11 protein-coding genes are annotated in these 12,584 nt (G+C 36.1%); 9 read left to right on the top strand and 2 right to left on the bottom strand.

The genetic code is table 11. The features are described from left to right. The first annotated feature begins 182 nt into the window (after nucleotides 1-182). The 8 genes from FC84_RS05045 (at nucleotide 183) to FC84_RS05010 (ending at nucleotide 8,588) form a co-directional block, all read left to right on the top strand. The gene (locus tag FC84_RS05045) at nucleotides 183-722 is read left to right on the top strand and encodes a CvpA family protein (protein ID WP_057756409.1); all 540 of its coding nucleotides are present in this window, start codon (nucleotides 183-185) and stop codon (nucleotides 720-722) included. A 27-nt stretch (nucleotides 723-749) separates the two neighbouring features. Next, a complete protein-coding gene (locus FC84_RS05040) occupies nucleotides 750-1,565 on the top strand; it encodes a Cof-type HAD-IIB family hydrolase (protein ID WP_057756405.1) in 816 nt (271 codons plus the stop codon). A 216-nt stretch (nucleotides 1,566-1,781) separates the two neighbouring features. After that, nucleotides 1,782-2,486 carry a trehalose operon repressor gene (gene treR, locus FC84_RS05035; RefSeq protein ID WP_057756402.1) on the top strand — a complete coding sequence of 235 codons (705 nt, stop codon included), beginning with the start codon at nucleotides 1,782-1,784 and terminating at the stop codon, nucleotides 2,484-2,486. Between the two features lie 13 nt (nucleotides 2,487-2,499). After that, complete coding sequence (locus FC84_RS05030; protein WP_057756401.1) at nucleotides 2,500-2,985, top strand: PTS sugar transporter subunit IIA; 486 nt, start codon at nucleotides 2,500-2,502, stop codon at nucleotides 2,983-2,985. A 22-nt stretch (nucleotides 2,986-3,007) separates the two neighbouring features. Next, on the top strand, nucleotides 3,008-4,519 hold the full coding sequence (locus FC84_RS05025; protein ID WP_057756399.1) for a PTS transporter subunit EIIC: 1,512 nt from the start codon (nucleotides 3,008-3,010) through the stop codon (nucleotides 4,517-4,519). A gap of 146 nt (nucleotides 4,520-4,665) precedes the next feature. Continuing rightward, nucleotides 4,666-7,008: a glycosyl hydrolase family 65 domain-containing protein gene (locus FC84_RS05020; protein ID WP_057756397.1), complete on the top strand. Its 2,343-nt coding sequence runs from the start codon at nucleotides 4,666-4,668 to the stop codon at nucleotides 7,006-7,008. Next, nucleotides 7,009-7,683, top strand: a complete 675-nt coding sequence (gene pgmB / locus FC84_RS05015) for a beta-phosphoglucomutase (protein ID WP_057756395.1) — start codon at nucleotides 7,009-7,011, stop codon at nucleotides 7,681-7,683. A gap of 143 nt (nucleotides 7,684-7,826) precedes the next feature. Further along, complete coding sequence (locus FC84_RS05010) at nucleotides 7,827-8,588, top strand: MerR family transcriptional regulator (protein WP_057756393.1); 762 nt, start codon at nucleotides 7,827-7,829, stop codon at nucleotides 8,586-8,588. A 53-nt stretch (nucleotides 8,589-8,641) separates the two neighbouring features. Here the strand turns inward: FC84_RS05010 and manA are convergent, their stop codons facing one another. Together manA and FC84_RS05000 are read right to left on the bottom strand one after the other, a co-directional pair. Beyond that, the gene (manA, locus tag FC84_RS05005; RefSeq protein ID WP_057756391.1) at nucleotides 8,642-9,610 is read right to left on the bottom strand and encodes a mannose-6-phosphate isomerase, class I; all 969 of its coding nucleotides are present in this window, start codon (nucleotides 9,608-9,610) and stop codon (nucleotides 8,642-8,644) included. Between the two features lie 100 nt (nucleotides 9,611-9,710). Then, entirely contained in the window at nucleotides 9,711-11,084 is a 1,374-nt protein-coding gene (locus tag FC84_RS05000; protein ID WP_057756388.1) for a glycoside hydrolase family 1 protein, read from the bottom strand. 155 nt (nucleotides 11,085-11,239) lie between these two features. Between FC84_RS05000 and celB the strand changes: the two genes are divergently transcribed. Next, nucleotides 11,240-12,511 carry a PTS cellobiose transporter subunit IIC gene (celB, locus tag FC84_RS04995; RefSeq protein ID WP_057756385.1) on the top strand — a complete coding sequence of 424 codons (1,272 nt, stop codon included), beginning with the start codon at nucleotides 11,240-11,242 and terminating at the stop codon, nucleotides 12,509-12,511. Nucleotides 12,512-12,584: the final 73 nt, after the last annotated feature.

Here is a 12,584-nt window from a genome sequence, read left to right as displayed (position 1 = left end):
ATCACCAACCGTTTTAAAAAAGCACGAGATAAAATTATCTCGTGCTTAAATAAGTTCGTTACTTCATTTTTGAAAAATTCAATTTTATGCGGCATGCTACTAAAAATAAGTCTCTGGCTTGATTACAAAAAAAGTAATCACTGTTAAACTAAAGGGTATAAAATAAGGATAGTGAGTAAACAATGATACTTTCAATTATTATTGCAATTCTATTATTACTGGCCCTCGTTAGAGGCTATCAACGCGGACTCGTCAAAGAAATTCTATTTACGATTGGTACCTTCTTTGTTTTCTTGTTGGGCCTTTATTATGACTCAAGTTTAGGTGATTGGTTGTTAACAGTCTCTAAGCAAGGAGATCCAACCGATCCCTTCGCCCATTTCATTGCGCAAACTATTGCTTTTGCAATGATCATTATTACTGGCCGAATTATTATTGGTTGGATTGCTCGTCTGTCTCAAGCCATTACTTGGCTGCCTGTCATCAAACAGGCTAATGGTTTAGGCGGTGCGTTGATTGCTGTAATTGTCACCTACTTCATTATTTTTTTAGCGTTGACAATTCTTCTAGTTATTCAACCAAACTGGTTTAGTGAACAATACACCAATTCAGTTATTGCCCAATTCATTATTGAAAGAACCCCTATTGTTGGTCAGCAACTAATTAATTGGCTCTTTAACACCCAAACTCAAACCTTCACGACTAATGCATTATCGTTGTAATTAATAAATTAAATTGGAGCATATGCTATGTATAAATTAATTGTTAGTGATCTAGATGAAACATTATTACGTGATGATGGTAGTGTCTCGCAACAGGACCTTCAAAGCATCCAAAAATTAACAGCCCAAGGAGTAAAATTTGTTCCCAATAGTGGGCGCGGTTTTGCTTCAATGCAAAACTTATTACAAAAAATAGGTACCGTTAACCAAGATGGCCAATATGTTATTTCTTATAATGGTGGTGTTATCGTCAATAATTACCAGAACCAAGTCTTGGTTAATCATTACTTAGATTGGTCAATTGCTAATCAACTCTATCTGCTTGCGCTGCAACAACCAAACTTAGGTATCCATGTTTATACACTAAATGATGTTTACATTTATAAACCATCAGCAGATGAACTGAATTACTTAAAGACACGTCAAGTCCAATATCATGATTTTGATGAGCCAAACTTAAATCAGTTCAAAGAAACACCGATTGTTAAGATCATTATGGAAAACACAGACCAGACGCAGTTAGCGGACTTCAAAACACGCGCTCTAGCAAAAGTTGAAACACCATTAACGGTTACTTTTTCATCAAATCGCTATGTTGAATTTAATCCTGCCGGCATTGACAAAGGTCGCGCAGCTTTAGAACTGGCTGCAAAATTACAAATTAAACCTGAAGAAGTGATCGCAATTGGTGATAACAGTAATGACCTTAGTATGATTAAAGCAGCTGGTTTAGGCGTCAGTGTACAAAACGGTATTCCTGAAGTAAAAAAACACGCTAATTTAATTTTAGATGCAACTAATAACGAAAATCCGATTACAGAACTTTATCAACGATTATTTTAAATTAATTTTTAATGTCTAAGGCGTTTCAAACAAATTTGTTTGAAACGCTTTTTTTATATTCCAAATTCATTTTTATTAAAAAAACTTGTCTAGTTTAGTTCCTTGAGTTACACCTCTCCGTGACCAACTTGTCTATTTTTTAACAACAAAAGCAAGGAGTCGTTTATTGTAAGCCTTATCATTATGCGCTAGGATAGCTTTTAGGGGAGCAGGTGTATGAAAAAATATTTACAAATATATCATGATTTATTAAATGATATTCAAGCTAAGAAATTTAAAGAAGGTGATCTTTTACCTAGTGATACTAAATTAGTCATGAAATACGGTGTATCTCGTGAAACTGTTCGTCGCGCAATTAAGTTACTTTTTGATGAAGGTTATATCCAAACAATTCGTGGCAAAGGAAGTATTGTTCTAAATTCGGATCGGGTTATGTTCCCCTTCTCAAAAATAGAAAGTTATAAAGAACTCGTTACGAGTAACCATCTTCACTCAGAAAACAAGATCATTAAAATCGAAGAACCAACTGACGTACCAAAAAATTTATTATTCGGTGCGCCGAATATTGCAACACAATTGATTGTTCGCAAACGAATTGTTAATGATCTTCCTACTGTTCTCGATTATGACTATATTAATACCGACGTCACTGGTATTGTTCCCAAGCAAGCGGCCTTAAATTCATTATTCTTTTATTTCGAACATGACCTGGGACTAAAAATTAATTACGCCATTAAACACATTACAGTAGAACTTGCTGACTATGATGACTTACATTTTTTAGAAATCGACAAACACATTCCCATTGTTGTCGTGCGTAGTGAGACACGGCTTGCAGATAATCATATTTTATCCTATACAGAATCACGACATCGAGCTGATAAATTCAGCAGTGTTGAATTTGCTCGTCGTCATGAATGAAAGGACTGATAATATGTTTGGTTTTGGTAAAAAAACTACCAATGATAATCAAATTTATGCACCAATAACAGGTGAAGTCGTTAAACTTGAGACCGTTTCTGATCCTGTCTTTGCCAAAAAAATGATGGGTGACGGTTTTGGTGTTATTCCTAATACGTCCGAGGTAACCGTTAACGCCCCTGTTGCTGGCGAAATCATTTTAGCACAAGGCCATGCGGTTGGTATCAAACGCCATGATGGCCTAGAGATTTTAATTCATTTAGGTATCGATACAGTTTCATTAAACGGTGAACCATTTGAATTAAAAATAAAACCAGGAAAATTAGTTAGGGGAGGCGATCCCTTAGTCGATGTTGATTGGCATAAAATTAAAACTGCAAATCTAGACAATACTATTTTAGTTCTAGTCACAAATACTAAAGATGCTTTGGCTAGTTTAAATATTAATTATGGGGCTTGCCAATCTGGTGAAATTTTAGGTAAGGCTACAGCAAAGTAGTTTTTGATTGGAGGAAAATATTATGGCACAAAAAGATTATACACAGCTAGCTTCACAAATCATCGAATATGTCGGTGGTCAAGATAACGTTGATAAAGTTATTCATTGCATTTCTCGTTTGCGTTTTTACTTAAAAGATGAAAAAAAGGCTCAAACAGACAAAATTCAAGCCCTAGATGGCGTTGCGGGTGCATTATATAACGCCGGTTTAGGCCAATATCAAGTGGTTATTGGTCCAGCGGTTCCTGATGTCTATGATGCTGTTATTAAACAACTAGGCGCTGGTGTTGTGGATCAAAAAGCAACAGAAGCAGCTGTTGCCGCAACAAAGGCTGCTCAATCTGAAAAGCCAAACAATCTGTGGGGTTGGATTACACGTGGCTTTCAATTATTAATTGGTACAATTACCGGTTCAATGATTCCTATTATTGGTTTATTAGCAGCTTCCGGTATTTTAAAAGGATTTTTAACCTTATTTACCTTTAACTTAAATTGGATTGATCCTAAGTCAACCACTTATATCATAATTAACGCTATGGGTGATTCAGCATTTTATTTCTTGCCAATCTTAGTTGGCTATACAGCAGCTAAGCAACTAAAATCAGATCCTATTATTGTAGCTGCAATTGCCGGCGTTTTAATCCATCCAAGTATTGTCGCATTACAATCCGCTTCAACAAAAGGAATGCAAACATTACTAGGCTTACCAATTAATGCAAATTTCTTCGGTATCCCTGTCCATATTCCCCAATATACTTATTCAATTTTTCCAATTATTTTTGCTGCTTGGCTGGCCCGTCCGGTTGGTAATTGGTTTAAGAAGGTATTGCCATTAAGTTTACGCTCAATTTTTCAGCCACTTTTCACTGTATTCATTGTTTCTGCAGCCGTTTTGGTTATCTTCGGACCAGTTATTTCATTAGTTTCTGCCGGATTAGCAACAATTATTAATTTCTTAGTTACTACTAACGAGGCCGTTGCTGGATTCATTATTGGTGGTTTATATCAATGTTTAGTTATCTTTGGATTACATTGGATGGTTGTACCACTAATTTCTAACGATATCGCATCAACTGGTCATTCTGTCTTAAACGCTTTAGTCAACTTTACAATGATCGCCCAAGGTGCTGGCGCATTGGCAGTCTGGGCCAAATCAAAACGTGCCAATATTAAAGGGTTAGCATTAGCCGGTGCCTTATCAGGTTTTGCAGGTGTTACAGAGCCTGCTATGTATGGTATTAACTTGAAATATGGTCGCGTCTTCTGGATGTCTAATATTGGTGGTGCTATTGGTGGTTTAGTGGCCGGATTAATGAAAATAGATATGTTCGGTTTTACCGGTTCTTTAATCGGTTTCCCTTCATTCTTCTCCAAGACAAATCCCAACAACATTTGGGCTTTCGTTATTGCCAGTGCCATTACCCTAATCATTTCCTTTACTTGTGTCTATCTTTGGGGCTTCACTGATGCCGATGTCGACAAGGCAAGAGATGCACAAAAGAAAAATGTTTTTAAGGAAGCCGTCAACGGTTAATTTATTAATATTTTAAATTCTCTACAAATTAAAATTTCATTCGTATAATTTAGAAAATCTGAATGACGCTTTTTTAATCATTCAGATTTTCCTGCTTATGCTTGAAATTATGTTTCTTTAATACGCAATTATTAGGAGGCTAAAAAATGACCAACGATTGGCAAATCGAATATAAAAATACTCAATCCAGTGATGCTGAATCTTACGGTCAAGAATCATTGTTAACTCTAGGTAATGGTTATTTAGGATGGCGTGGAGCACCAATTATGTCAACATTCAATGAAAATCATTATCCCGGATTATACGTTGCAGGCGTTTTTAATCAAACAACAACACCACTGGCCGGGAAGAACATTATCAATGAAGACCTAGTAAACTTACCTAATCCCCAATTACTTGAACTAGAAATTGATGATCAAAAGATCGACTTCAATCCCATAATTCGTGATTCTATCTTAAATATGAAAGATGGCACTTTAACTGAGAAATGCATCTTCCAACTCGTTCAAGGTAATGTACAGGTAACTACAACAAAAGCTGTGGATCCTATTCATTATCATCAATTTGTAGAACATATTGAAGTAATAACAGATTTTCACGCCTCTCTTAAGGCATCAGCAATTATCGACGGTACGATCACTAATCAAAACGTCAAACGATATCGTGACTTTAATTCTCAAGAATTTCAAGTAATTGAAACAAATAATCATTATTTGCATGCCCGAACATTAACTTCAAAAATCGATTTAGTTGTTGGTGCAACATTGCACTCCAATCATTTTTCGACCCAAACTAATTATCAACATCAAAAAGTTGTCGATACGATTACAGCTGCAATGATTCCCGGTGAACCCTTAATTATGGATCGAGTAATGGCCGTAGCAACTAGCTATGAGAATAATAACCCAATTGCAACCGTACTCCAATCATTAAATCGCGCAAACTATAATAAGATTCTGAATACAAGTCAAAGTTATTGGCAAAAAATTTGGTCTACTAATGATATTCAAGTTAAAAGTACCACTAAGGATTTGCAAAAGTTAATTCGTTTAAATATTTTTCATCTTCATCAAGCAGCCCAACATAATGCCAATCAATATCTTGATGCCTCAGTTGGCTCCCGAGCGTTAACCGGTGAAGGTTACCGCGGTCATATTTTTTGGGATGAATTATTCGTTATTCCTTATTACACCGCAAATGAACCAGAAACCGCTTATGACATCTTACAGTATCGCCTTAAGCGTCTGACAGCTGCTAAGAATAATGCTGCTTTAGAAAACGAAGCTGGTGCGATGTACCCTTGGCAATCAGGTATGTATGGTGACGAACAAGCTCAAATAATTCACTTAAACCCCGTTGATAATTCTTGGATTCCTGATAATTCACGATTACAACGTCACGTTTCCCTAGCAATTATTTATAATCTATGGATTTACACACACTTAACTAATGATTATCGTTTGCTGAATAACGGTGGACTAAATGTGTTAATGGAGACTTCTAAATTCTGGCTTAACAAAGTTCATCTAGAAGATGGTAAATATCATTTAACCGGTATAATGGGTCCCGATGAATTTCACGAAGCTTATCCAAACGCTAACACTGCTGGTATTCGTGATAATGCATATACTAATATTATGCTAACCTGGTCCTTAAACTGGCTATTAAGCCTAAAGAATAACCCACAGGTTAACTTTAATGAAATAGCAACAAAAACTCAATTTGATGCCGCCCTACTTCAAAAGGCCTACAATGTCGCAAATAATCTCGCCTTATATGTAAATCAACAAGGTGTTGTGGAGCAATACGCTGGTTACTTTGATTTGAAAGAAATAGATTTCGCCGCATATATCAAAAAATACGGTGATATCCATCGAATTGATCGCTTATTGAAGGCTGAAGGTAAAAGCTCAAACGACTATCAGGCTAATAAACAAGCTGATTTCCTAATGTTAATTTATAACCTCGGTGTCAAGGCGACCAAAAATTTAATTAATCAACTTGGTTATCAACTACCCTCAAATTGGTTAACTGCTAATCGCGACTACTACTTAGCACGAACGGTTCACGGATCTACAACATCTCGTCCTGTTTTTTCTGGAATTGATGTAATTCTTGGTGATAATCAAAGGGCAACTGAATTTTTAGAAACAGCTATTAAATCCGATTATGACGACATTCAAGGTGGCACTACTGCCGAGGGAATTCATATCGGGGTTATGGGCGAGACCTTAGCTACCATTCAAACAAACTTTGCTGGCGTTGATTTACGTGGTAATCAAATCACGATTAATCCTCAACTTCCAAAGTCTTGGCAACGTTTATGTTTTACTCAACATTTTCGTGGTGTGCTTTTTAACTTTAATTTAACTCGTAAAAGCGTTATCATTAAAGCGGATCAAGATACAAAAATAAATATTCAGGGAAACGAGATTAAATTAAAACAAGGTCAATCACAAACAGTTGAGTTGGCGGAGAGGAATAAATAAATGAAACATTTTGACGACATTAAAGGATTTGCATTTGATTTGGACGGTGTTTTAGCAGATACAGCCAAATTCCATTCGCAGGCATGGCAACAAATTGCTGAAGAATTGAAAATTCCTTGGACACCAGAATTAGAATCAGGAATTAAGGGTATCGATAGAATGAGCAGTTTAATGCTTATCTTGAATTCTGCAGGTGTTGCAGACAATTACACTGAAGAACAAAAAGAAGCGCTAGCAAAGCGTAAAAACGACCACTATCAAGAATTAATTGGCACCTTAACGCCAGATGATGTTTTACCTGGTATGCGTAAGTTTTTAGATGAATTGAAAGCTAATCATTTAAGTATGAGTATTGCTTCTGCTTCAAAAAATGCGCCTTTCATCTTAGAAAAATTAGCAATCTCTGATTACTTTGTTGGTGTTGTTGACCCAAGTAAAGTAAAAGAAGGCAAACCAGCACCTGATATTTTTGCTGAAGCTGCTAAAATTCTTAATGCTGATCCAACGACTGTAATCGGTCTTGAAGATTCTGCCGCTGGTATTGCAAGTATCAATGCCGCTGATGAAATTTCTGTTGGTATTGGTGATAAAGGTTTACTTCATGAAGCTAAAATTAATTTCCCTAGTACGGCTGATGTTACATTAGCTAAAGTTCGGTCCCATTTAAACTGGTAATCAGTTGTCAAAAAAACATCGCTTCACTGTTAATTAACAGTTGAAACGATGTTTTTATTTTTCGTGCTAATATTTATTAATAAATTATCCTTGACCTTTACGTTACGTTAACCACTATGCTATTTATGAAAGGAGCTGACAAGATGGCTTATACAATTAAAGCGTTAGCTGAATTAGTCGGTATCAGTACACGAACACTACGTTATTATGACCAAATTAATTTACTTAAACCTGCTACTACTAACGATGCAAATTATCGTCTTTATGATCGCAAACAAGTCCAGCGATTACACGAAATTATGACATATCGCTCACTATCATTTACATTAGAAGAAATTAAGCAGCTGCTTAAAAAGCCCCCTACAGAGCGTGATAACGATTTAAAACAACAATTAGCAAAACTAGAGCAACAACAAAACGAACTAGCCTTAACCATAAAGGCTGTTCAACAGCAACTAGCAATCAATCAAGGAGTAGACAAAATGACCGATCAAGAACAATTCGAAATTTTTAAACAACAAAAAATAGCGGATAACGAAGCCCAATTTGGTGCAGAAATTCGTACAAAATATAGTAAAGAAGAAATCGACCAGACCAATCAACAATACGCCAATTTAACCGCAGCACAATTTCATGACATGCAGGTAACTGAAAATAATTTAATTAGTTTGCTTAAACAAGCAACTACGCAGCATAACGTTACAACTGAACAAGCCCAGAAAATTTATCAACTCCATCGTCATTGGTTGAGTTATACCTGGCCAACCTATTCAGCCGAAGCTCACCGCGGCTTAGTTGAATTATATTTAGCCGATCAGCGTTTTACAAATTATTATGATCAGCAGGCCGGTAATGGCGCGACACAAATTTTACACGATAGCATTGTTCAGTTTACCCAAAACTAACATCACTACTGTCAACAAAAAAGAGATTAAGACATTATCTTAATCTCTTTTTCTTAGTCTGTTAGACCAGCTTCACTGGCAATAATTTGCATATTGCCTTTTAATTGCCATGATTTAATGGCAAATGGCAAGATAAAATGATCGCCCTTAGCAAGGTTGAAAGTTTGGCCGTCACAAGTTATTGAGCCTTTACCATCAACAACTGAAACTAACGTATATGGTGCAGCTTCACGTTGTAAATCAAGTTCACCGTTTACGCGCCATTCATAAACACTAAAGAATGGTGATAACGGCGCTGTAACGAATGTTTTAACATAAGAATCGCCGTAATCTTTTTCAGTGATATTCAATTTAGGATCAACATGGGGTACGGTGGTAACGTCAATTGATTGTTGTAAATGTAAATCACGCTTTTGACCAGTTTTTGCATCAACACGGTCGTAATCATATAGACGATAAGTCGTATCACTACTTTGTTGTGTTTCTAAAACGACAATGCCCTTATTTAAAGCGTGGATCGTACCACTAGGAACATAAACGAAGTCACCTTTTTTAACTGGATAATGACGTAATAAATCTTTCCAGTCACCGTTATCAATCATTTCTTTTAATTGTTCGCGAGTTTGAGCATGATGACCATAGATTAAATAAGAATCTGGCTCCGCACTTAAAACATACCAGCATTCAGTCTTACCTAATTCATGTTCATGTTCTTCTGCATAAGCATCATCAGGATGAACTTGAACAGATAAACTATCTTCAGCATCCAAAATTTTAGTCAATAATGGAAAAACATCGCCTTTAGCATTACCGAAAAGTTCACGATGTTGTTCCCAAAGTTCAGCAACATTCAATCCTTTATAGGGACCATTTTTAACAGTACTGGGACCATGAGGATGAGCAGAAATTGCCCAACACTCACCAATGTCACCATCAGGAATTTGATAACCCCAATCAGTTGCTAACTTGCGTCCGCCCCAAATTTTTTCTTGAAAATATGGATCTAGAAATAAAGGTTCCAAGAATGACACTCCTCTCAAAATAAAACCGCTTCATTAATTCAATTATTAAACAACTTAGTCCAGTTAACAATCTTAATATTAAAGTTTTACTGTAAAAAATTTAGAGAATTTCACCATTGCTAGCAATAACTTTTTGCAACCAGTGGTAGCTCTTCTTTGGCATCCGCTTTAAATCACGTAAATCGTGGTTCGTTCGATTAACATAAACCACGCCATAACGCTTGCGCATGTCACCTTGCGAACTCAAGATATCAATCAAACCCCAGCCGAGATAGCCAATAACATCAACGCCATCAATAGCAACGGCGTCTTTTAATGCTTGTAAATGGTCACGATGATACTTGATACGATAATCATCTTGAATCTCATCTTTACCGTTCCATTCTTCAATAACACCAATTCCGTTTTCAATTGGGAAAATTGGTTTACGATAACGATTCCAAATTTTAACAATGATATTACGGAATCCTAATGGATCAATTTGCCAATTCCATTCAGTTGTTTTTAAGTTCGGATTATCTTGGAAATAATCATCAGCATTCGTTAATAAATCGGCTAAATCTTGGACTTTTTCAGCACTTAAAGTGGTTGAGCGGTAATAACTAAATGGCATAAAGTCATTGTATTGATCTTGAACAATCGCCAAATCACCAGGTTTAATGATATCAAAATTGTTTTGCGCAATGATATTTAAGAAAGCTGGCACATAGCCTCGACCAGTAAAAGCATCTAACAAGTTATAGTTATAAAATTGATTAATTTGTTCTGTATAGAAATTATCTTCTGGTTTTGAAGTTGCCGGATAAATTTCTGTATAAGCTAACATACCACCAATTTCATTGCTCGTTTGTTCATGTAAATACTTGGCAACACGAGCATGAGCCAACATGACATGATGGGTAATCGTTAAAATATTTTCCAAAGTTCCCGGCGTATCCAATGCTCCAGCGTAAGTTGGCGCGGTTGGTGTTGAATAAAGATTTTGTTCGTTAAAGGTTAACCAGTACTTCACCTTATCACCAAAACGGTCGATCATTTCTTGACCGTAACGAACAAACGCATCAACAACATGACGATCCATAAAACCATGATATTTTTGCGCTAAAGCTAACGGCATATCAAAATGATACAAACAAATCATAGGTTCAATTCCACGTTCAATTAAACCATCGATAAAATCACTATAAAATTGAATACCCTCTTCATTAAATTCGCCTTCGCCATCTGGTTGCACACGGCTCCAAGAAATTTGAAAGCGGTAACAATTCATTCCTAAGTCTTTCATTAGATCGAAGTCTTCGGCATATCGATGATAATCGTCAGTCGCTACTTTCCAATCAGAACGATGCTCACCTGGTTCGATTAGATCATAAACAGATGGACCCTTACCACCCTCATTGTAGGCGCCTTCAGTTTGCATACTAGAAACAGAGTTACCCCATAAAAAATCTTTTCTTAATGTTGTGTTTGACATATAGACCTCCGCAATAATTAATGATTTCATTATAGCTGATTAGCTTTAAAAATAAAATCAATCTTTTACAATTAAAAGTATAGACTTTTCTATTTTAAAATGCTAACCTTTTATTTGTTAACCGGTTACAAAAATTAGAAAGGTGTTGAACATCCTTGAATAAATTTATTGATTTTCTCAATGAAAAAATCATGCCGATTGCCAGTAAGCTTGGCAGCAATCGTTATTTAACAGTTTTACGTGATGCATTCATGCTTTCATTTCCTTTGACGATGTTTGGTTCAATAATTGTCGTCATCAATAATTTACCATTCTTTAGTAAGAATACTCAAGGAACTTTAAGCCAATTATTTGGTAATGGTCAAAACGCAACCATGAGTATTATGACTGTCTTTGTTACATTTGGTATTGGCTATTATTTATCGAAGTCTTATGATGTTGAAGCAATTTTTGGTGGCGCTATTTCATTTGCCAGTTTCTTATTATTGACACCCTTTACCGCTACAACAGATAAGGGTGTTGAAGTTAGTGGTGTTTTGAGTCTAGATCGCTTAGGCGCCAAAGGCATGTTCGTTGGTATGTTAGCTGCTTTTGTTGCAGCCGAAATTTATTGCCGAATCACTAAAAAAGGTTGGCAAATTAAGATGCCAGATGGTGTACCGCCAGCAGTTGCTAAATCGTTTGCTGCAATGATACCTGCTATTATTACTTTATCTGTATTTTTAATTGTTAATGCCATTATGACTGGTATCTTTAATACCAATTTAAATGATGTTATTTATGAAGTTATCCAAAAACCATTAACTGGTTTAGGTGCAAGTTTACCAGCAACTTTAATTGCTTTATTCTTTGTTCAGTTACTTTGGTTCTTTGGTTTACATGGCCAAATTATCGTTAACTCCGTGATGGATCCGATTTGGAATACATTAATGTTAGATAATCTAGACGCTTATAAAGCTGGCAAACATTTACCTCACATTATTACCAAACCATTTATGGAAACTTTCACAGTTGGTCTTGGCGGCTCCGGCATGACTTTAGCTGTTGTTTTAATTATGGTATTCATGCTAAAGAGTAAGCAATATCGTGATATCGGTCGTTTAGCCTTAGCACCTGGGATTTTTAACGTTAATGAACCCGTCATCTTTGGTTTACCAATTGTTCTTAATGCTTCAATCTTTATTCCTTGGATTATTACGCCATTAATTGTCACATCGCTAAACTACGCTGTTATGGCAATGGGCTTAGTTCCCGCACCAACAGGTGTTTCTGTGCCCTGGACTGTGCCAGTGTTTGCCAGTGGTATGTTAGCAACCAATTCCATCTGGGGCGGTGTTTTACAATTAGTTGATGTGATAATCGTAGGACTACTATGGTTCCCATTCATGAAGTCATTAGATAAACAAGCCATCATGACCGCAGAATAGCCTATTTAATCGGATTCTTGCTAGAACTAGGCGCTAGTTCTGGGGTATAATAATCAGGTAAAATTAATTTTAA

It is taken from the genome of Lapidilactobacillus dextrinicus DSM 20335 (assembly GCF_001436095.1).
GTDB lineage: Bacteria > Bacillota > Bacilli > Lactobacillales > Lactobacillaceae > Lapidilactobacillus > Lapidilactobacillus dextrinicus.
Note: the sequence above shows the minus strand (reverse complement) of the source record. Positions and strands in the feature narration are given on the sequence as shown.